This window comes from Pseudogulbenkiania sp. AW2-16, assembly GCF_056824575.1.
This window is the reverse complement of record NZ_CP157668.1, coordinates 3,600,735-3,619,866: the sequence shown is the minus strand read 5'-3', so window position 1 is coordinate 3,619,866 and position 19,132 is coordinate 3,600,735. Positions and strand designations below refer to the sequence as shown.

Annotated in this window: 19 protein-coding genes and 1 pseudogene; 7 read left to right on the top strand and 13 right to left on the bottom strand. The window is 62.7% G+C overall.

The window, feature by feature from the left end; translation table 11 throughout:
• Position 1: 1 nt before the first annotated feature.
• A complete protein-coding gene (lptG, locus tag ABKF58_RS17495; RefSeq protein ID WP_014086893.1) occupies positions 2 to 1,078 on the bottom strand; it encodes an LPS export ABC transporter permease LptG in 1,077 nt (358 codons plus the stop codon).
• 3 nt (positions 1,079 to 1,081) lie between these two features.
• On the bottom strand, positions 1,082 to 2,182 hold the full coding sequence (gene lptF, locus ABKF58_RS17490; protein ID WP_014086894.1) for an LPS export ABC transporter permease LptF: 1,101 nt from the start codon (positions 2,180 to 2,182) through the stop codon (positions 1,082 to 1,084).
• 191 nt (positions 2,183 to 2,373) lie between these two features.
• Between lptF and ABKF58_RS17485 the strand changes: the two genes are divergently transcribed.
• The 5 genes from ABKF58_RS17485 to ABKF58_RS17465 all read left to right on the top strand — a co-directional run bounded on the left by ABKF58_RS17485 (position 2,374) and on the right by ABKF58_RS17465 (position 7,353).
• Complete coding sequence (locus ABKF58_RS17485; protein ID WP_482582363.1) at positions 2,374 to 3,936, top strand: leucyl aminopeptidase; 1,563 nt, start codon at positions 2,374 to 2,376, stop codon at positions 3,934 to 3,936.
• Positions 3,923 to 4,345, top strand: a complete 423-nt coding sequence (locus ABKF58_RS17480) for a DNA polymerase III subunit chi (protein WP_482584397.1) — start codon at positions 3,923 to 3,925, stop codon at positions 4,343 to 4,345. The genes ABKF58_RS17485 and ABKF58_RS17480 overlap by 14 nt, the downstream gene beginning before the upstream one ends.
• A gap of 1 nt (position 4,346) precedes the next feature.
• Positions 4,347 to 6,164, top strand: coding sequence for a hypothetical protein (locus tag ABKF58_RS17475; protein WP_482582361.1), 1,818 nt, complete (start codon positions 4,347 to 4,349; stop codon positions 6,162 to 6,164).
• Positions 6,164 to 6,724, top strand: coding sequence for a cob(I)yrinic acid a,c-diamide adenosyltransferase (locus tag ABKF58_RS17470; protein WP_482582359.1), 561 nt, complete (start codon positions 6,164 to 6,166; stop codon positions 6,722 to 6,724). Before ABKF58_RS17475 ends, ABKF58_RS17470 begins: the two co-directional genes overlap by 1 nt.
• Before the next feature lie 62 nt (positions 6,725 to 6,786).
• Complete coding sequence (locus tag ABKF58_RS17465; RefSeq protein WP_294863947.1) at positions 6,787 to 7,353, top strand: thermonuclease family protein; 567 nt, start codon at positions 6,787 to 6,789, stop codon at positions 7,351 to 7,353.
• Between the two features lie 40 nt (positions 7,354 to 7,393).
• Here ABKF58_RS17465 and ABKF58_RS17460 read toward each other — a convergent pair whose 3' ends face one another.
• From ABKF58_RS17460 to trxB, 5 genes are all read right to left on the bottom strand, one after another.
• Positions 7,394 to 8,206 (bottom strand): alpha/beta hydrolase, encoded by an 813-nt coding sequence (locus tag ABKF58_RS17460; RefSeq protein WP_482582357.1) that lies wholly within the window; start codon positions 8,204 to 8,206, stop codon positions 7,394 to 7,396.
• Positions 8,203 to 9,606 carry a PhoH family protein gene (locus ABKF58_RS17455; RefSeq protein WP_008953929.1) on the bottom strand — a complete coding sequence of 468 codons (1,404 nt, stop codon included), beginning with the start codon at positions 9,604 to 9,606 and terminating at the stop codon, positions 8,203 to 8,205. The genes ABKF58_RS17460 and ABKF58_RS17455 overlap by 4 nt, the downstream gene beginning before the upstream one ends.
• Positions 9,607 to 9,661: 55 nt before the next feature.
• The gene (locus ABKF58_RS17450) at positions 9,662 to 10,114 is read right to left on the bottom strand and encodes a peroxiredoxin (protein ID WP_482582355.1); all 453 of its coding nucleotides are present in this window, start codon (positions 10,112 to 10,114) and stop codon (positions 9,662 to 9,664) included.
• Positions 10,115 to 10,199: 85 nt separating this feature from the next.
• Positions 10,200 to 10,616, bottom strand: a complete 417-nt coding sequence (locus ABKF58_RS17445) for a Smr/MutS family protein (RefSeq protein ID WP_482582353.1) — start codon at positions 10,614 to 10,616, stop codon at positions 10,200 to 10,202.
• Positions 10,617 to 10,821: 205 nt separating this feature from the next.
• On the bottom strand, positions 10,822 to 11,775 hold the full coding sequence (trxB, locus tag ABKF58_RS17440) for a thioredoxin-disulfide reductase (protein ID WP_014086904.1): 954 nt from the start codon (positions 11,773 to 11,775) through the stop codon (positions 10,822 to 10,824).
• 113 nt (positions 11,776 to 11,888) lie between these two features.
• Between trxB and ABKF58_RS17435 the strand changes: the two genes are divergently transcribed.
• Together ABKF58_RS17435 and ABKF58_RS17430 are read left to right on the top strand one after the other, a co-directional pair.
• Positions 11,889 to 12,077 carry a hypothetical protein gene (locus ABKF58_RS17435; RefSeq protein WP_008953933.1) on the top strand — a complete coding sequence of 63 codons (189 nt, stop codon included), beginning with the start codon at positions 11,889 to 11,891 and terminating at the stop codon, positions 12,075 to 12,077.
• 44 nt (positions 12,078 to 12,121) lie between these two features.
• A complete protein-coding gene (locus tag ABKF58_RS17430) occupies positions 12,122 to 12,754 on the top strand; it encodes a tetratricopeptide repeat protein (RefSeq protein WP_482582350.1) in 633 nt (210 codons plus the stop codon).
• An 85-nt stretch (positions 12,755 to 12,839) separates the two neighbouring features.
• On the opposite strand, the gene ABKF58_RS17425 is transcribed toward ABKF58_RS17430, so the two are convergent.
• The 6 genes and pseudogenes from ABKF58_RS17425 to glnE all read right to left on the bottom strand — a co-directional run bounded on the left by ABKF58_RS17425 (position 12,840) and on the right by glnE (position 19,089).
• Positions 12,840 to 13,304 (bottom strand): flagellar hook-length control protein, encoded by a 465-nt coding sequence (locus ABKF58_RS17425; protein ID WP_482582349.1) that lies wholly within the window; start codon positions 13,302 to 13,304, stop codon positions 12,840 to 12,842.
• A 114-nt stretch (positions 13,305 to 13,418) separates the two neighbouring features.
• Positions 13,419 to 14,018, bottom strand: a complete 600-nt coding sequence (locus ABKF58_RS17420) for a TetR/AcrR family transcriptional regulator (RefSeq protein WP_008953936.1) — start codon at positions 14,016 to 14,018, stop codon at positions 13,419 to 13,421.
• An 18-nt stretch (positions 14,019 to 14,036) separates the two neighbouring features.
• A complete protein-coding gene (gene waaF / locus ABKF58_RS17415; protein WP_008953937.1) occupies positions 14,037 to 15,077 on the bottom strand; it encodes a lipopolysaccharide heptosyltransferase II in 1,041 nt (346 codons plus the stop codon).
• A 60-nt stretch (positions 15,078 to 15,137) separates the two neighbouring features.
• A complete protein-coding gene (locus ABKF58_RS17410) occupies positions 15,138 to 15,341 on the bottom strand; it encodes a zinc-finger domain-containing protein (RefSeq protein WP_008953938.1) in 204 nt (67 codons plus the stop codon).
• A gap of 46 nt (positions 15,342 to 15,387) precedes the next feature.
• Positions 15,388 to 16,314 (bottom strand): branched-chain amino acid transaminase, encoded by a 927-nt coding sequence (locus ABKF58_RS17405; RefSeq protein WP_008953939.1) that lies wholly within the window; start codon positions 16,312 to 16,314, stop codon positions 15,388 to 15,390.
• Between the two features lie 101 nt (positions 16,315 to 16,415).
• Positions 16,416 to 19,089, bottom strand: a pseudogene (glnE, locus tag ABKF58_RS17400) (bifunctional [glutamate--ammonia ligase]-adenylyl-L-tyrosine phosphorylase/[glutamate--ammonia-ligase] adenylyltransferase).
• Positions 19,090 to 19,132: the final 43 nt, after the last annotated feature.

Sequence of the window (19,132 nt, the reverse complement as noted above, 5' to 3'; positions counted from 1 at the left end):
GTCAGCGCCTTTCTTGTCGCACGGTGATGGTAATGCCCGCCAGCAGGAACAACAGGGTGGGGAGCGTGGCCGCAAACATGGCATTCCAGTCGTAGAGCAGGCCCAGGTGCGCAAACAGCCGGTTGACGAAGTGGAAGGCGACCCCCAGGCAGATGCCGACGAACAGCCTTATCCCCAGTTGGGCATGACGGCGTTGGCGCGGCGTGAAGGCGAGAGCCACCAGGGCCATGGAGATGCAGGCCAGCGGATAGAAAAATTTGCTCCACAAGGCAATTTCGTAGCGTTGGGTTTTCTGCTCATTGCTGCGCAAGTGTTCGATGTAGGTCGTCAGGTCCATGGCCGACATCTGCTCGGGGACCACCAGCAGCACGTCGAGGATCGACGGTTCGATCACCGAATGCCAATCCAGGGTGTTGAGTTGGCGTGTTGTAGTCGCCTTGTCGCCCAGCGTGGTTTCCTTGACCTTTTCGAGTCGCCACACGTGCTGTGGCCGCTGATAGGTACCGCGCTCGGCAAAACGGGTTTGCACCAGGCGGTAGTCCTTGTCGTAGGTGTAGATACGAACCCCGAGCAGGGTGTTGTCCGGCAGCATTTCGCCCACGTTGATGAAATTCTGGTCATCCTTGACCCAGATGCCCGAGTGGAACTCCTGAGTGACCATCGACTTGGTCGCCGATAGTTTCATGCGCTCCGCCTGCTTTTCAGAGAACGGGGCGCCGAATTCGCCCAGCAGGCCGGTGATCACGGCAAAGCCGATGCCGAAACGCAACAGCACGCCCGCGACCTGGGCGAGGGTGACGCCACTGGTGCGGATGATGGTGTATTCGCTGCTGGTGGCGAGCTGGGTCATGGCGACCATGCCGCCGATCAGCACCACGAGGGGCATCAGCTCGTAGGCGTGCCCCGGCATCAAGAGCGCAATGTAGAGCAGCATCTGCGGCACGCCATAGCTGCCGTGTCCCAAGTCGGGGACTTCTTTGATGACGTCGAAGAAGGCGTACAGTGCGAGCAGGGCTGCCAGTGCATACAGCGTGGCCACGGTCAGCTGGGTGGTGATGTAGCGGTAAATCAGTTTCATGGATCAGGATTTCCGGATGAGCTGGCCCAGGAAGCGACCCGGTGAACTGGCCGGGCGGTTGCGGTACGTCAGCATGCCGAGTGCTACCAGCAACATCAGCATATGGGGGGCCAGCATCGCATAGGCGCTCAGGCGATCTTGCAGCACCCAGTTACGGCATAGGGTTAGGGCATTTTGGTAAACGAAGTAAGCCAGCAGGGCCAGCAGAAGGTTGTAGGTGTGGCCGCTGCGCGGATTGAAATAAGACAAGGGAATGGCGAGTAGCGCCAGGACGACCGTGCTGATGGGCATGGACAGCCGCCAGCCGAGTTCGGCCTTGTCGCCGGCCTTGTCGCTCAGGGCCAGCGCGGCGGAGGTCATGGTCTGGCGCGAGTTGCCTGAGGGAATAAACTGGGGTTGGTCATTGATGACCACGCTGTAGCGGGCAAATTCGGCGACTTCATAGTCCGCCTCGCCCGGATTGCCGACATAGCGCCGGCCGTTTTCCAGCACCAGAAGCCGCTCGCCCTGCTCGTTGGTCACGATTCGGCCGGATTTGGCGAAAATACTGGCCACCTTACCCTTGCTCATGTCCTGCATGAAGATGTTGGCGGCCGAGCCGTTCTTTCCGGAGAAATTCTCGACGAAATAGACGCGACGGGAGGAGTGGGACTCCTTGAAAATGCCGGGGGATATGGCCGAAACATCTTCGTGTTGTTTGAGGATTTCGGCGTATTCGTGGCTGCGCTGCTCAGCCCAGGGTCCAATCAGTAGCGATGAGATGCCGACCAGAATGGCCAAGGGAACGGCAAAACGCAGCACCGGCTTGACCCAGTCCTTGAGCGACACACCCGAGGCCAGCCAGACGGCCATTTCATGATCCCGCCAGAGTCGGGTCAACACCACCAGGACACTGATGAATACGGTGAGAATCAACAGCAGGGGAAACAAGCCGAGTGTCCAGAACCCGATCAGGGCCGCTACCGCCTCGTTGGCGATGCGCCCCTCGGCGGCACGGCCGAGCAGATTGATGGTCTGGGTAGTGACCAGAATGGCCAACAGGACCACGAACACGCTGACCGCAGTAAAAGTCAATTCACGGGTCAGGCTTTTTTGAAAAACCATTGAGCAGGGCCTTTTTGACTTTTTATGTTAAGCGTAGAGATAATTTGAATGAATTTTCAGAGGTGCCTGTTTGGCAGATTCTGGAGTGGGAGACTATCTGTTTGCGGTCAATGCCTCTATTCTTGGGCGTAACCGGCTGACACACGGTTGGAACAGGCATAATTGACGCACATAATCCATGAGAGTTCACGATGGAATTTAACATAAAAAGCGGTAGCCCGGAAAAACAGCGCGTCGCCTGCGTTATCGTCGGCGTGTTCGAGTCGCGCAAGCTGACCTTCGCTGCGGACCTGCTCGATCGCATTTCCAACGGTTTCATCAGCGATGTGATCCGCCGCGGAGACATGGAGGGGAAGTTGGGCTCCACCCTCATCCTGCATGCGGTGCCGCATACCCTGTGCGACCGGGTGATGCTGGTCGGCTTGGGCAAGGAGCGTGATTTCCGCGCCAAGGAGTATCGCGAGGCGATCCGCAGCTCGGTTCGGGCCCTGACGCAGACGTCGGCCAATGAGGCTGTGAGCTATCTGACCGAACTGACGGTCAAGAAGCATGATGCGGAGTGGATGATCGAACAGGCGACCGTAGTAACGCTCGACGCCCTGTATCGTTTCGACCGCTTCAAGACCAAGTCCGAAGACGGTCCGCGCGAGCCGCGCAAGCTCACCCTCGCGGTGCCGCGTCGCAGCGACCTGGCCGACGGCGAAAAAGGTCTGCAGCGCGGCCTGGCCATCGGCAACGGGATGAATTTCGCCAAGGACCTGGGCAACCTGCCGGGTAACGTATGCACGCCGGATTATCTCGCCCGGCAGGCGGAGGACATGGCCCGCCAGTTCTCGGTCAAGGCCGATATCTACGCTCCCGACGCCATCGAGGCGCTAGGCCTGACCTCCTTCCTGTCGGTGGCCAAGGGCAGCGAAGAAGAGGCTCGTCTGATCGTACTGTCCTACCAGGGCGGCAAGACGGACGATAAGCCGATTGTGCTGGTCGGCAAGGGCATTACATTCGATTCCGGCGGCATTTCGCTCAAGCAAAGCGAAGGCATGGACGAGATGAAGTACGACATGTGCGGCGCGGCGACCGTGCTGGGCGCATTCCGCTCCGCTGTCGAAATGCAGCTGCCGCTGAACCTGATCGCCATCGTTCCCACCTGCGAAAACATGCCGTCGGGCAAGGCCAACAAACCGGGTGACATCGTGACGACCATGTCCGGTCAGACCGTCGAGATTCTCAATACCGACGCCGAAGGCCGACTGATCCTGTGCGATGCCCTGACTTTTGCCGAACGCTTCAATCCGGCATTGGTCATCGACGTCGCCACGCTGACCGGCGCCTGCATCATCGCCTTGGGCAACGTCGCCAGTGGCCTCTACAGCAACCAGGATTCCCTGGCGCGCGAACTGCTGGCGGCGGGCGAAGAAGTCGGCGATCGTGCCTGGCACTTGCCGCTGTGGGACGAGTATCAGGAGGCGATCAAGAGCCCGTTCGCCGACATGGTCAATACCGGTGGGCGCCCGGCCGGCAGCATTACCGCGGCATGTTTCCTGTCTCGTTTTGCCAAGTCCTTCGATTGGGCCCACATGGATATTGCCGGAACCGCATGGAAGAGCGGCAAGGACAAGGGGGCTACCGGCCGTCCCGTGCCGCTGTTGGTTCAGTTCCTGCAGGACCGAGCCGATATCGCCGTCGGTAACGTGGTGCGTCGCGGCCGGCCACGGCGCGAATCTCACGATTTGGTTGACGATGCCGCGGATTGACTTTTACACCAACGTCGCCGACCCCCAGGCTTTTGCTTGCCGGCTTGCCCAAACGGTATTCCGCAAGGGCGAGCGTTTGCTGGTGTGGTTGGCCGACGAAGGGCAATTGGCCGGTTTCACCGCCCGCTTGTGGAGCATCGCGGATACCCAGTTCGTGCCGCATTGTGAGCTGGAGGCTGGCGAAGCGCCGGAAACGCCGATCTGGCTCACGACGCGCTTGCCACCCGAGTTGGAGCACCCGGTTCTGTTGAATCTGGGGCCGGAGTTGCCGGCACACCCCGAGCACTTTGCCCGTATTCTGGAAATTGTCGGTTGCGACGAGGCGTCGTTGGCGACAGCGCGCGAGCGCTTTCGGTTCTACCGCGCGGCAGCCTACGAGATCGAACATCACGATATGAGTCACCTCTGAGATGAATCCCTCGCAAAACGCATCGCTTCCTGCTGGTCTGGAACTCCCGGTGTTGACCGACGTAGTCGAAGAAGCTGCGCCGCCCGTCCTGGCGGAAGAGCCTCCCTTCGAGCTGCCAGACTTCGACTTCTCCGGCGAACTGGATGCGATGGTGACGGCCATGCCGGATGCCGCCGCCATCGAGCTGGAGATTCCTGAGTTACCCCTCGACGATGTGCTGGATGTGGGTCCGATGCCCGCGAGTAACGAGCCGGTAGTGGATTTTTCGAACCTGCCGTCGCTGGATCTCGACGTGGCTGCCTTGGACGAGCTGGCGCTGGGCGAGGTCCTGCCCGAGTTGCAGAAGGCTGTGCCGGTGCCGCCGGAGAATGAAGCAGCCCCGGCGGGCGATCTGGGTGCGGGCGTCTTTGATTTTGTGCTGACACCGGCGACGACGTCGGCCGAGCCTGCACCATTACCGGACAGTGCGTTGGATATCCCCGAGCTGACCATGGAATGGTCGGAGCCGGTGGCAGCTCCGGAGGTGCAATCCGAGAGCGCTACCGTGGCCTCCGTGCCGGATTCGGTCGGTTTGGCGCGCCCGGTTTCGATTCCGTGGCCGACAGAAGACGCCCCGGAAGCCGCTGTCGCCATCGTGCCAACGGCAGATCAAGACCAGGGCAGGGTGCCAGATGGCGTGTCTGGTGACGGGCAAGTTGAACCGGACGTTGCCGCCGCCGAGCCGGTGGTGGATCGGTTCGCGTCCTGGGCTGAAAATGTCGAGGTGGATCCGACCCCTCTCATGGATGTGGCTACCGAGCCGGTTTTGGCTCAGCAGCGTATCGATATCGACAGCTTGCCGTCTGGCGTGCTGGGTGGTGGGGTCGGTCCCGAGCCATCTTCTTCGTGGGCTGTGACGTACGCTCCGTCCGGGGAGAGAGACGAATTGGCCGGCGTTCCGGCCTTGCCCGAGCTGGATGTCTCGTTCGTGGAAACCACCGAGGTGCACAACCTCCCGGCAGAAGAGCCTCCCTCGCCGTCGGCCGGCGTTGCCGAGTCGCCTACGGAAGTTGATGGCAATGCGTGGCTCGAGCAATTCGTCAACGGCGAATTGACCGAGCTTTCGGCGGCGGCAAACGAGACCGAGGAAGCTCAGCCTTCGGTTCACAGGGAAGCCGCGCTGGATCTGCCGCATGGGATTGCCTTGGAGGAAGCGGTGGCCGGGCTGGACGGTGCGGCTGTTGATTTGCCTGTGTTGGGAGAGGAAGAACCGCCAATCCTTGCGTCGGAGCTTGACGAGCTGCTGCCGGGAGCGAGCGGTTCGTCTGAGCTGGGGACATCCGCCATGTCGCCCGACCGGGCCACCATGTCGGATCATGTTGTTCCTGCCGCTGAGGGCTTGAAGGACGTTGCTGCCGGCGTTAGGACGGTTGAGGTTGAAGCCTCCTTCATGCCTGAGAGCAGCGCGGTAGCTGTGTCGTCACCCGTGCCGCAGCCGGGTCCGGAGGCGATGCCCGACGCGGTGGCGCCGTTGCTGGAGCGGCCCGAACCGGTTGTTGGTGCGGATACAGTGATGGCGAAGGCCCCTGAACCATCCTGCGCCGTGGTGGATGAGCAGGCCTTGATCGATTCACTGACGCAGAAGATTCTGCCGCGGATGAAAGTCGAGTTGTCGCTGTGGTTGCAGGACGCATTGGAAATGCAGGCGCGGCAGATGCTGGCCGGCGTCATGCACCAGTTGAAAGAGGACTACGAGATGCTGTTCAACGAAACGCTGCGTGAGAGCCTGCGTCAGGCCATTAGCGAAATTGGCCGTGACGAACGGGACGGTAAGTCGTGATGGGGCATCGGCTGTCACGTATCGTCACCCGCACCGGTGACGATGGAACCACCGGTCTGGGTGACGGTAGCCGGGTTGACAAGGATGCTACTCGCATTGCCGCCATGGGCGATGTCGACGAGTTGAACAGTGTGATCGGCGTACTGTTGGCCGAAGCGCTGCCATCTGAGGTGGTGCTCTGGCTAAGCGAGGTGCAGCACGTACTGTTCGACCTCGGCTCGGAATTGGCCGTGCCCGGCTACAAGGCGCTGCAGCCGGCCCAGGTGCTGGCGCTGGAGGGCAAGGTGACAGAGATGAACGCCGAGTTGCCGATGCTCAAGGAGTTCATCCTTCCTGGCGGTTCGCGTTCTGCCGCGCTGGCTCACCAGGCCCGCTCAGTCTGCCGTCGCGCGGAACGGACGGTGGTGGCGCTGGCTCGTGAGGAGGAGGTCTCGAAAACGGCCCGGCAGTATCTCAATCGCTTGTCTGACGCCCTGTTCGTGCTGGCGCGGCATCTCAACCGTGTGGAGGGCCGTGCTGACGTGTTGTGGCAGCCACGCCGGCATGAGAGCGATCGTTGATTGTCGATATGGAGTGGAACGGCCGCAAGGCCGTTTTTGTTTTGTGAAGGGTGCATGTGCAGATGAAAGTGAATCAGCGGCAACTCGGTGCCGTCATGACGCTGTTCTCCGGGGCCTCCACGGCTAAAAAGCTGATCGCAGGCGTCACGCTGCTCTTGGCTGTTGGTGCCTATTTCGCCCAGGCGGATAACGGGGAAATCAGCGGAGTTGTCGTTGGGGTGGCCGATGGTGACACCATCACCGTGCTGGATGCGGCGCAACAGCAGCATAAGATCCGGTTTGCCTTCATCGATGCACCCGAGAAGGCTCAGCCGTATGGGCAGCGTGCCAAGCAGATACTGGCTGCCCGCGTTTATCGCCAGGTGGTGAAGGTGGACGTGGTGGAAAAAGACCGTTATGGCCGGATCGTGGGGCGTGTCTGGCAAGGGGCAACCGACGTCAATCTGGCCCAGCTCAAAGAGGGTTACGCCTGGCATTATCGCTTTTATGCCAGCAAGAACCAGTCTGCCGAGGATTTCTCCCGCTACGAGGCGGCTGAACGGCAGGCGCGCGGCCAACGCCTGGGGCTGTGGGAAGGGAGCGCCCCACAAGCGCCATGGGAGTTCCGGCGCAGTAAACGTGGCAACTGAGGCCGCTTCGGCCAACCTTGTTGTCAATTGGGGGGCAGGTTTAGGCTTTAGGTTGTGGCCAGTGCTGGTCGAGCCATTCCAGTATGCGATTGGCAACCTGGGGCCAGTGGGCGTCCAGCATCATCATGTGGCCGATGCTTGGCAGAATCTCGGCGGTGCAGTTGAGCCGGGAGGCGGTGGCGACCACGTCGGCAGCCGAGATCAGCCTGTCGTCGGCGGTGCCCAGCACCAGCGTCGGCACCGGCGGCAACGGGCGAATGAACAGCGGGCTGACCAGAGCCATGTCCATGATGGCGCGTTGGCTTTCCTGCTGGGCTTGCCTGGCCATCAGGGCGATGACCTCGTTGCTGGCGGCAGGAGAAAACAACATGTCCCGCAACTCGCGCCAGTCCGGTTGGTTCATGCCGTTCTGATACAGATTCAACGCAAGGAACTGCGATGGCGCTTGGCTCAGCAAACGGAGGCTGGAGCCGGCGAGCCCGTGTGGAGGAACCGACGCCAGGAAGACGGCGCCAGGCAGGGCGTGCAGGGCAAGGTATTGCTGCAGTACGAAGCCCCCCATCGAGTGGCCGATAACGATCGGGGTGTGGCCGATCTGGCGAATCACCGCCGACAGATTGCGCACATAGTCGTCGATGCTGATGCCGGACAGGTAGTTGCGTCCGCTGCTGCCGCCGTGTCCCTCCAGGCTGGGTGCCCAGCAATCGTAGCCTTGCTCGGCGAACCATGGCAGGAAATGCTCCTGCCAGCACCAGGCGGCGGAAAAGGCGCCATGCAGGAACAAAAGGGGCGGCGCGTTTCGCGCCACCCCTTTTGCCGCCTCGTGCATGACTTCGAGACGGGGGTGCGTCATAGCACTTCGGCAGCGAAATCGGCCAGTCTCGAACGCTCGCCACGCTGCAGCGTGATATGGCCCGAGTGTACCCACCCCTTGAAGCGGTCGACGACGTAGGTCAGCCCGGAACTGCCTTCGGTCAGGTAGGGTGTATCGATCTGCGAGATATTGCCGAGGCAGACCACCTTGGTGCCGGGGCCGGCGCGGGTGATCAGCGTTTTCATCTGCTTGGGCGTGAGGTTCTGCGCCTCGTCGATGATCAGGTACTTGTTGAGGAAGGTGCGACCGCGCATGAAATTGAGGCTCTTCACCTTGATGCGCGAGCGGATCAGGTCGCGAGTGGCGGCACGGCCCCAGTCTCCGCCGTCGTCGTCGCTCTTGTTGAGGACGTCGAGGTTGTCTTCCAGCGCCCCCATCCACGGTGTCATCTTTTCTTCCTCAGTGCCGGGCAGGAAGCCGATGTCCTCGCCAACCGGCACCGTCACCCGGGTCATGATGATTTCCGAGTAGAGTTTCTGTTCCAGCGTCATGGCAAGTCCCGCCGCCAGCGTCAAAAGGGTCTTGCCGGTGCCCGCCTGGCCCAGCAGGGTGATGAAGTCGATATCCGGGTTCATCAGCAGGTTGAGGGCGAAGTTCTGCTCACGGTTACGCGCCACGATGCCCCAGACGTTGTTCTTCTGATGACTGAAGTCCTTGAGCGTCTCGAGGAAGGCGGTCTTGCCCTCGATCTTGGTGACCATGGCCAGTAACGGCTGCTCGCCGGATTGCCAGAGCAACTGGTTGACGTGCATGTCGGGCACGTCCGGCCCCTTGATCTGGTAGTAGCGTCGGTCATGCTCCTGCCACGAGCGCAGGTCTTCGCTGTTGCGATCCCAGAAACTGGCATCGATCTCGCGCGATCCGGTGTACAGCAGGTCGGTGTCTTCCAGCACCTTGTCATTGAAGTAGTCTTCCGCGTCCAGTGCCAGCGCACGTGCCTTGATGCGCATGTTGATGTCTTTAGACACCAGGATGACGGGGCGTTCAGGATGCAGTTCCTTGAGCGCCATGACGATGCCGAGGATCTGGTTGTCGGCTTTGCCGACCGGCAGCGAGGTGGGCAACACGCTGTAAATGGCCTGGGTCTGCAGGATCAGCTTGCCGGAGGCGGCATCCTTGCTGGGCCCGGCCAGCGAGATACCGGCGTCGATGCGGGCGTCGGTGCTGCTGACGATCTCGTTCAGGAAGCGGCTGGCCTGGCGGGCGTTGCGCGCCACTTCGGACATGCCGGTCTTGTGATTGTCGAGCTCTTCGAGGGTGATGATGGGGATGAAAATATCATGCTCTTCGAAGCGGAAGAGGCAGGTCGGGTCGTGCAGCAGTACATTCGTGTCCAGCACAAACAGCTTGGCGATTCTGCTTTTCCTGTGGCTTGTCATGATGAGTCCCCTTGTCTGCGCAGTGCCCGGCCGGGGATGCCGGGCAGGGCTGCGCTCAAAGCGTCTTGACGAACGCCAGCACTTCTTCGGCGTGGCCTGGCACCTTCACGCCACGCCATTCCCGCGCCACGTTACCCTGCGCGTCGACGACGAAAGTGCTGCGCTCGATCCCCCTTACTTGTTTGCCATACATGTTCTTCATCTTGATGACAGCGAAACGGTTGCAGACGACTTCTTCCTGGTCGGTCAGCAATTCGAAGGGTAGTTCGAGTTTGGTCTTGAAGTTTTCGTGGGACTTGAGGCTGTCACGCGAGATGCCGACCACCTCGGCACCGGCTGCGCTGAATTCCGTGTAGAGGTCGCGGAAGGCCATCGATTCGTTGGTGCAGCCAGGGGTGTTGTCCTTGGGGTAGAAGTAGATGACCAGCGGTTTGCCGGCTTCGGCCAACGTGAACGTTTTGCCGGAAGTGGCCGGCAGGGTGAAGTCGGGGCAGCGTTCGCCTTGCATGCGTAGCTCCTGGGTAGGGTGGTAATGACATGGGCCCGCCCTTTTCTTGAAGACTAGCGGAAACCCATGACGCTGGGAAGAGGGGTTATTTGTTCGGTGAGGAAGGGCGGCGCAACAGCACCATCAAGGCGCCGCTGCCACCCTGGCGTTCGTCCGCCTCGCAGAAGGCCAGTACCTCGGGGTGGTGTTTGAGCCAGTTGCGTACCATGCGCTTGAGCACCGGTTCGCCTTGCGAGCCGAAGCCCTTGCCGTGGATGATGCGCACGCATTGCCCGCGTGAGCCGGCGCGGTGCAGGAACAGCGTCAGGGTGTCCTGGGCCTGGTAGCGGTCGAGTCCGTGCAGGTCGAGTTCGGCGACAACGGGCCAGTGTCCCGCGCGCAGGCGTTTGAGCGTGGCCGCGGGCATGCCGTTCTGGGCGAAGTTGCGCTCGAGTTCGGCCGGCTCGAACCAGCCGACGGCATGCGCCAGCAGCGCCGCTTCCAACTCCGGGGAGCTGGCCATATCGATCCGGCTGACGCGGGCGCGGGCTGGGTTTGGGGCTGTACGGCGGGACACGGTTACCGTCCTTCACCGGGTGGACGTCACTGAACAGCGAGCGAAAGTCCGGCTCCGGCTCGGGAGGCTTGACCGGAGTCAAAACAGGCAAGGCGGCTTGCCTTGCCTGTTTGCGAAACCCCTTCAGCTGTTCCTTGAAGGGCTTCAAGGCTTACTTGCCGTCCAGGAAGCGCTCGGCATCGAGGGCCGCCTGGCACCCCGAGGCAGCGCTGGTGACGGCCTGGCGGTAGATGTGGTCCTGCACGTCGCCTGCGGCGAATACGCCCGGCACGCTGGTGGCGGTGGCATTGCCTTCACGGCCGCCCTTGGTGATGATGTAGCCGGTGCTGTCCATTTCCAGCTGGCCCTTGAAGATATCGGTATTCGGCTTGTGGCCGATAGCGATAAAGACCCCGGTCAGGGCGATGTCACGGGTCGAGCCATCGGTGGTGCTCTTCAGGCGTGCGCCGGTCACGCCGGAGTCGTCGCCCAGCACCTCGTCCAGTGTCTGGTTCAGGGCCAGCGTGATCTTGCCTTCCTCGACTTTGTGCATGAGGTGGTCAACCAGGATTTTCTCGGCACGGAAGCTGTCGCGACGGTGCACCAGGGTCACGTGCTTGGCGATATTGGCGAGGTACAGGGCCTCTTCCACGGCGGTGTTGCCGCCACCGATCACCGCCACATCCTGATTGCGGTAGAAGAAACCGTCGCAGGTGGCGCAAGCCGACACACCTTTGCCCATGAAGGCCTCTTCCGAGGCCAGGCCCAGGTACTGGGCGGACGCGCCGGTGGCGATGATCAGGGCGTCGCACGTATATTCGCCGGCGTCACCGACCAGGCGGATCGGCTTTTCCTGCAGGTGGGTGGTGTGGATATGGTCGAAGATCATCTCGGTGCCGAAACGCTCCGCGTGCTGCTGGAAGCGCACCATCAGCTCGGGGCCCTGCACGCCGTCGGCATCCGCCGGCCAGTTGTCCACGTCGGTGGTGGTCATCAGCTGGCCGCCCTGTGCCAGGCCGGTAATCATCACCGGCTTGAGGTTGGCGCGCGCGGCATAGACTGCAGCGGTGTAGCCGGCCGGGCCAGAACCAAGGATGAGAAGAGGGCTGTGGCGAGTCGTGCTCATGGAGATGTTCCTGTTCTTGGGGTGTAGATCAGTATTTTAACAAGTTATGACTGACAGAACCGCTGCTGGAGGTTACAGTCAAAATAGTAGCAAGCAATGTGGGAGATGTGGGCATGGACCCGATTAGTCAAGCTGGTTCGGTGGACGTTGCTACGACGCTGCAAGTGTACTCCTTGAACAAGGCCAGAGAGGTGGTGTCGGATACCGTGCTCTCCTTGGTCGAGGGCGCGGTGACCGCTTCCGAGCAGGTGGCATCGGTCAATCCTCCTCATCTGGGTCAGAATGTCGATGTCACCGCCTGAGCGGCCAGCGGCGGCTGTAACTTCTTCCGATGAAGGAGGATGCCGTGCGTTACCTGATGCTGACGTGTTTGTTCGGCCTGAGTCTCTTCGCGCTGGCAGAAGAAAAGCCGGCGATACCGGGTTGGTCCTCCTATCAGGGAGGGGATTATTCTACCGCTCGGAAGCTGTTCGAGGAGGGGGCTCGCGCAGGTGAGCCGGTGGCTGAGTTCAATCTCGCCATGATGTACTGGCACGGGCAGGGGGTTTCGGCCAACCGTGACAAGTCGCTTGAGCTGCTGCGTAAATCTGCCGGCCATGGTTTGTCGCGAGCGCAGTACGCGATGGGGCTGTTGTACGAGAACGGCGATGGTGTGCCGCGCTCCCAGCCGGAAGCAACCCGCTGGTTCGACCTGGCGGCGCGACAAGGCTACCGTGATGCCCAGGTCAGCCTGGGCACCCAGTATTACCTGGGGCGCGGCGTGACGCAGGATTACCTGCAGGCGGCCAAGTGGTACAAGGCGGCCGCCGAGCAAGGCGATGTCGGCGCGCAGTATCTGCTGGCCAGCCTGTACGAGCACGGCGACGGAGTGGCGCAGAACTTGCGCGAGGCGATTCGCTGGTATGTGGCGGCGGCGCGGCAAGGGGATGTGGCCGCTTCGCTCAAGGCGCGTGAACTGGCGCGGCGCTTGGCAGAGTGAATGGCGCGGCGAGGGAATGAATACGACGAAGGCCCGGCACGGAGGATGTGCCGGGCCTTCGCCTTTTTGTGGCGCTGCCGCGCGGTCAGGCGGAAAGGGAAATCCGGCGCGGGCTGGAATCATTGCCCGTGTCGAGCAGCGCCTGGTGCGCCTGATACTGGGTGACGGCTAGTTGAGCCGTGGCGTTCAATTGTCCGGCGGTGTCCGTCTGGGTTGGCCGGGAAGGTGGTGCCGACTCGGGGTTGTCGGCGTAGGCTGTTGCTGCGGCCGATGCCTTTCTGGTACTCGTCGCCGTGGCGTCGGGCGCGGCGCTGTCGGCCTCGGTGCCGGTGGCCTGGCTCACCGTCAGCTGGCGGCTGAGTTCGCTCTCGACCTGGGCGATGCTCTCGCTGCGGCGCGGCACGGTGATGCCGGCCGCCGACGCGAGGGGGCTGGAATCGACCGAGGTGTCGGGTGTCGACTCGGGAAGCGGGTCGCGATCAGTGCGGTAAACCGCGCTTGGCGCAACGGCGGTGTAGCCAATGCTGGCTGTGCTGCCTGTGATATTCATGTGCGGACCTGCTGCCGAAAGGCGCGATGCTGATATTCTAGCCCAGCTTGCGAATCATGCTGCAGTAATGATCGCCTGCCTGGGTGGAAAAACGACATGGCCCGTGTAATCCGGTTATTTCGATTGTTCGATCAAGACCAGATCCAGCATACGGTCAGCAAGCTTGTCCACGGACAGTTCGCCATCCTTGCGGTACCACTGGACGGACCAGTGCAGGCTGCCTAGCAGGGTGCGGCGCAGCAGGCGCGTATCCGGCTTGATCAGTCCTGCCGCCGCTGCCTCGTCCAGCACGGCTTGCCACAACGCCTCGTAACGGTCGCGCAGCAGGATCAACCCCGGCTTGGCGGCCTCGGAGACGCTGCGCCACTCGTACAGCATGACTTCCAGCGCCGCCTGATTGTCGCCGAGCAGCGAGTTCAGGTGAACGTGGAACAGAGCGGACAATTTCTCGCGCGTCGATCCGGCCTTGGCGATGGCCCGCTCCAGTTGCTCGGTGGTGCTGCTGATGCCCAGTGCCATTACGGCAACCAGGATTTCTTCCTTGGTGCGAAAGTGGTAGAACAAGCTGCCCGATTGCAAGCCAACCGCGTTGCCGAGGTCGCGCACCGTGGTGCGCTCGTAACCCTGGTCGCGGAACAATTTGGCGGCGGCCCGTACCAGTTCCATCCGGCGGCTGTTTTCTTCCAGTGGCGTATTCTTTTCCAGCGTGGTCATGTCTTGGTCAGTGTCCGGTTACGTTTCATCGGCCTTGTCCGTCAGCGGCGGCACAAACTGGACAACGGCTTTCCAGGGAATGTCGGGGACGAGTTTCTCGAGGCAGTCGGTATGCCCGTAGGGGCATTGGCGCTCGAAACAGGGGCTGCATTCCAGATTCAGCGTGGCGATGGCCGAGCGTGATGTCAACGGCGGTGTGAAATCCGGGCTGGAGGAGCCATACAGGGCGACCAGCGGTACGTCCAGCGCGGCCGCAACGTGCATCAGGCCGGAGTCGTTGCAGACGGCGACACTGGCCAGGCTGAGCAGGTCGATCGCCTCGTCGAGGCCCGTCTTGCCGCAGAGGTTGATGGCCGTATGTCCCGACAGGGCGGCAATCTCGTCGCCGATCTCCTTGTCCTTGGGGGAGCCGAACAGCCACACCTGGTAGCCGGCCCGGGTGAAGCGCTGGGCCAGTTCGGCAAAGTGCCGGCTCGGCCAGCGCTTGGCCGGGCCATATTCCGCCCCGGGGCAGAAGGCGGCAACCGGTTTTTGGGTGTCGAGTTGCAGGCGGGCGAGGGCGGTTTGTCTGCCGGTTGCGCTGCTGGCGAGCCGGGGGTGCGGGATCGGGCGCACCACCGGTTGGTCTTTGTCTTCGGCCAGGGCGCAAAAGCGCTCGACCATCATCGGCAGCGCCGTTTCGTCCAGCTCGCGCGCGTCGTTGAGCAGCCAGTAGCGCGACTCGCCGAGGAAGCCGGTGCGGCGCGGGATGCCGGCAAACATCGGCACCAGCGCCGATTTGATCGAGTTGGGCAGGACGATGGCCTGGTCGAAACGCTCGCGGGCGAGCATGCGGCCCACTTGCCAGCGGTCGCGCAGGCGCAGCTGGCCATGGCCGAACGGATTGAGGTGGGCCTTGTGGACCTCGGGCATGCGCGCCAGCAAGGGGAGCGTCCAGCTGGGGGCGAAGACGTGCAGTTCCAGGTCCGGATGGCGTTCGTGCAGGCGCCGGTACAGTGGCTGGGCCATGACGCCGTCGCCCACCCAGGACGGGGCGATCACCAGGATTTTTTTCATCATCGATACAAAGCAAAAAGGTGCGGCAGCGAGCCGCACCTTCTGTCGTGTCCTCGCGGCGGATTAGTGGTGGTGCCCGCTCACCGGGCCAACCAGCTTGTAGCGGGTGCCGCAATACGGGCACAGCGCTTCACCGGTCTTGTGCACCGGCAGGAAGACACGCGGGTGGGCATTCCACTTCACCATGTCCGGCATCGGGCAGTGCAGCGGCAGGTCCTTCTCGGTGACTTCGATCACGCGTTGGGTATTTTCTTTCAGTGCGGTCATGCTTGCTTCCTTGCAGGCCGGCCACGGCAAAGGCCGGCCGGGACGTTCATTGTTCGATGTAGGTCAGCCATTCTTCGTGCGCCGGGTCGAGGCCCTTGACGCAGTCGAAGTAGCGCTTCTGGATTTCCGTGGTGATCGGGCCGCGCGTGCCGCTGCCGATGGCGCGGTTGTCCAGCTCGCGGATCGGCGTCACTTCGGCGGCGGTACCGGTAAAGAAGGCTTCGTCGGCGCTGTAGACTTCGTCGCGGGTGATGCGCTTCTCGACCAGCTCCAGGCCCATCTCGCCGGCGATCTGCACCACGGTGTCGCGGGTGATGCCTTCCAGCGCCGAGGTCAGGTCCGGAGTGTACAGCTTGCCCTTGCGCACGATGAAGATGTTTTCACCGGAGCCCTCGGCCACGTAGCCTTCGACGTCGAGCAGCAGCGCCTCGTCGTAACCGTCGCGGGTGGCTTCGGTGTTGGCGAGGATGGAGTTCATGTAGTTGCCGTTGGCCTTGGCCTTGCACATCGTGATGTTGACGTGGTGGCGGGTGAAGGACGAGGTCTTGACGCGAATGCCGCGCTCCAGGCCTTCTTCGCCGAGGTAGGCGCCCCACGGCCAGGCGGCCACGATCACGTGCACGTCGCCTACCGGCGGCGCCACGCCCAGCTTGCCGGAGCCGTAGAAGGCCATCGGGCGGAAGTAGCAGGATTTGAGGCGGTTGGCGCGCACCACTTCAACGTGGGCGGCGTTGATCTCTTCCTTGGTGAACGGCAGCTTGATGTCGAGGATGTGGGCCGAGCGGAACAGACGGTCGGTGTGGTCCTGCAGACGGAAGATGGCCGGGCCTTTCGGGGTTTCATAGGCACGCACGCCTTCGAACACGCCCATGCCGTAGTGCAGGGTGTGAGTCAGTACGTGGGTGGTGGCATCACGCCAGTCGACCAGTTTGCCGTCGTACCAGATGAAGCCGTCGCGGTCAGCCATGGACATCGTGTTTCTCCGTCTGAAAAGTATTGTGCGGCAGATTATACCGTCGTCGCCCCGCTTGTGAACCGGCCGGGACGAAAAACAGCCCCGGGCCGGTTTCCGGGCTAGCCGCCCAGCACGGCTTGCCACAAGGCTTGGGCCTGGTGGTAGAAATGCCGCAACTTGTCGTTTACCTCGATCCTGTTGCCGTCGTTGAGGCGGGCGGCGTGCTGCAGGCGACGATAGTGGCGGTAGGCTTCGCGCGCGGCGGCGGCCAGTCCTGCATCGATCAAGCCGGCATCGGCCGCCACGCCCAGGAGCGCGATGTTGCCGGCGTTGCGGGTCAGGGTCGGCAGTTCGTGGGCATGGGCCAGGATCAGGTATTGCACCAGGAACTCGATGTCGATGATGCCGCCGCGGGCGTGCTTGACGTCGTCTTCCCGCGCCGGGTGCGATTCGAGCATGCGCTGGCGCATGGCCAGCACGTCCTCGCGCAGCACGGCAGGATCGCGGTGCAGGGTGAGGACGTCGTGACGGATGACCTCGAAGCGTTCGCCGATGGCGGCATCGCCGGCGACGAAGCGGGCCCGGGTCATGGCACTGGTGCTCCCACACCCAGGCGTCGTGGTGCTGGTATTTCTCGAAGGCTTCCAGCGAGCTGACCAAGAGGCCGCTGGAGCCGTTCGGGCGCAGGCGCAGGTCGATGTCGTACAGGATGCCGGCCGAGGTGACGCTGGTGAGCGAGGTCGACATCTTGCGCGTCAGGCGCGAGTAGAGGTCGGCGGCGTCGGGGTGGGGGTCGTCGTGCAGGAAGATGATGTCGAGGTCCGAGGCATAGCCCAGCTCTTTGCCGCCCAGTTTGCCGTAGCCGATGATGGCAAAGCGCGGGACGTCGCGGTGTCGTGTCGGCATTTCCAGCCAGGCGTGGCGCAGGGTCGCCTCGAGTACGGTATCGGCCAGCCGGGAGAGCTCGTCGGACAGGGCCTCGACCGTCCACATGCCGGCCAGATCCTGTGCCACCAGGCGGAAGGTCTGGGTGTGCTTGAAGTGGCGCAGCGCGTCCATCTTGCCCTCGGTGTCGCCAGGGTTGGCCGAAAGCTGCTCTTCCAGCTGCGCGGCCAGTTGCGGCCAGTCCGGGGTGGCGTAGAGCACGCGGGCGTCCAGTAGTTCATCGAGCAGGATGGGATGGCGGGTCAGGTAGTTCGACACCCAGGAGCTGCTGGCGTAGAGCGAGGCCAGGCGCTGCAGCGTCTGCGGGTATTCGGTCAGGAGCGCCAGATAGGAGGCACGGCGGCTGATTGTTTCCAGCAGGGTGATGATGCGGGCGAGCGTGACGTCGGGGTGCGGCAGTGCTGCCGCGACCTCGATCAGCGGCGGGATCAGCGCGTCGAATTTCTTGCGGTTGGCGAGCGGCATCTGCTGGTAGCGTTGGCTCGCTGCCGGGCTCTTCAGCTGCTGGGCGACGCTGTTGCCGTCCTGGTACCCCAGGCGGGCGAGTTGTTCCGGGATGCTGTCGTCGTCGCCGATGTCGCACCACAGCGGCGTCAGCGGGTGGGCGACGGCGTTTTCGGTCGGCAGGAAGAAGACCTGTTCGAAGTGGCGGGTGATGTGGCGGCGATGGATGTTGAGGGCGTCCATGAACGCCTGCCAGTCGGCAAAGCCCATGCTGCCGGCGATCTTGGCGCGATTTTCCGCCGAGGAGGGCAGCGTCTGGGTTTGCTGGTCGTCCAGGTATTGCAGGCGGTGTTCGAGGTTGCGCAGGAACACGTAGCCTTCCATGATCTCGTGCACCGCGTCGGGCTCGAGCAGGCGCATCTCGGCCAGGCGGGCGAGGGTTTCACGGGTGCTCTTGAGCTGCAGGCCCTTCTCCCGGCCGCCGCGGATCAGTTGGAACACCTGGGCGATGAACTCGGCTTCGCGGATGCCGCCCGGCCCGAGCTTGATGTTGTCGGCCATGTCGCGCCGTGCCACTTCTCGGCGGATCTGCACGTGCAGTTCGCGCATCGCGCCGTAGGCGTTGTAGTCGAGGTACTTGCGGTAGACGAAGGGGCGCACCAGTTCGGCCAGACCGTCGGTATCACCGGTGAGCGCCTTGGCCTTGATCCACGCGTAGCGTTCCCATTCGCGCCCTTGCGACAGCAGGTAGTTTTCCAGGGCGGCAAAGCTCATCGCCAGCGGGCCGGAGTCGCCGTAGGGACGCAGGCGCATGTCGACGCGGAACACCTGGCCATCGGGGGTCTGATCGTTGATGAAGCGGATGATCTGTTTGCCGAGCTGGGTGAAGTACTCGATGTTGCTGATGCGGCGCCCGCCGTTGGTCTCGCCGTTTTCCGGATAGATGAAGATCAGGTCGATGTCCGAGGAGACATTGAGCTCCCCGCCGCCCAGCTTGCCCATGCCGATGACGATCAGCTCCTGGACCTGGCCGCTTTCCTCGCCGATCGGTTGGCCATAATGGGAGAGCGCGGCGTGGGCGACGACCAGCGAGCGCTGCACGGCGAATTCGGCCAGCTCGCTGATGGTGCCGACCACTTCGTCGAGCCCGGCCAGCCCGCCCAGGTCGCGGCTGATCAGGCGCGCCATGACGGCCTGGCGCAGCTGCCGCAACCGTGACATGAAGAGCTCGGGAGCCAGGGATGTGGCCCAGTCGGTAAACTCCTCCATTTCCTGCCGGTCAAACGGCATATGCAGCCGGGCGGTGAGGCGCTCGCGCTGCTCGGGGTGCGCATCGAGCAGGCGACGCAGGTAAAGCGAAAAGTTGCAGCTGCTGTCGATGGTAGGGACGGGGTTTGCTGGCATAATGGCTCCGCTTCTGATCGTTCGGTCCGGTCATTTTTCTCAT

Coding starts and splice junctions, on each gene's coding strand:
- ABKF58_RS17450 (WP_482582355.1), bottom strand. CDS start 10,114: ATGCAAGGCGAACGCTGCCCCGACTTCACCCTGCCGGCCACTTCCGGC.
- ABKF58_RS17405 (WP_008953939.1), bottom strand. CDS start 16,314: ATGTCCATGGCTGACCGCGACGGCTTCATCTGGTACGACGGCAAACTG.
- ABKF58_RS17475 (WP_482582361.1), top strand. CDS start 4,347: ATGAATCCCTCGCAAAACGCATCGCTTCCTGCTGGTCTGGAACTCCCG.
- ABKF58_RS17455 (WP_008953929.1), bottom strand. CDS start 9,606: ATGACAAGCCACAGGAAAAGCAGAATCGCCAAGCTGTTTGTGCTGGAC.
- ABKF58_RS17485 (WP_482582363.1), top strand. CDS start 2,374: ATGGAATTTAACATAAAAAGCGGTAGCCCGGAAAAACAGCGCGTCGCC.
- ABKF58_RS17420 (WP_008953936.1), bottom strand. CDS start 14,018: ATGACCACGCTGGAAAAGAATACGCCACTGGAAGAAAACAGCCGCCGG.
- waaF (WP_008953937.1), bottom strand. CDS start 15,077: ATGATGAAAAAAATCCTGGTGATCGCCCCGTCCTGGGTGGGCGACGGC.
- ABKF58_RS17460 (WP_482582357.1), bottom strand. CDS start 8,206: ATGACGCACCCCCGTCTCGAAGTCATGCACGAGGCGGCAAAAGGGGTG.
- ABKF58_RS17435 (WP_008953933.1), top strand. CDS start 11,889: ATGGACCCGATTAGTCAAGCTGGTTCGGTGGACGTTGCTACGACGCTG.
- ABKF58_RS17410 (WP_008953938.1), bottom strand. CDS start 15,341: ATGACCGCACTGAAAGAAAATACCCAACGCGTGATCGAAGTCACCGAG.
- ABKF58_RS17480 (WP_482584397.1), top strand. CDS start 3,923: ATGCCGCGGATTGACTTTTACACCAACGTCGCCGACCCCCAGGCTTTT.
- ABKF58_RS17445 (WP_482582353.1), bottom strand. CDS start 10,616: ATGGCCAGCTCCCCGGAGTTGGAAGCGGCGCTGCTGGCGCATGCCGTC.
- ABKF58_RS17470 (WP_482582359.1), top strand. CDS start 6,164: ATGGGGCATCGGCTGTCACGTATCGTCACCCGCACCGGTGACGATGGA.
- lptF (WP_014086894.1), bottom strand. CDS start 2,182: ATGGTTTTTCAAAAAAGCCTGACCCGTGAATTGACTTTTACTGCGGTC.
- ABKF58_RS17425 (WP_482582349.1), bottom strand. CDS start 13,304: ATGAATATCACAGGCAGCACAGCCAGCATTGGCTACACCGCCGTTGCG.
- lptG (WP_014086893.1), bottom strand. CDS start 1,078: ATGAAACTGATTTACCGCTACATCACCACCCAGCTGACCGTGGCCACG.
- ABKF58_RS17465 (WP_294863947.1), top strand. CDS start 6,787: ATGAAAGTGAATCAGCGGCAACTCGGTGCCGTCATGACGCTGTTCTCC.
- trxB (WP_014086904.1), bottom strand. CDS start 11,775: ATGAGCACGACTCGCCACAGCCCTCTTCTCATCCTTGGTTCTGGCCCG.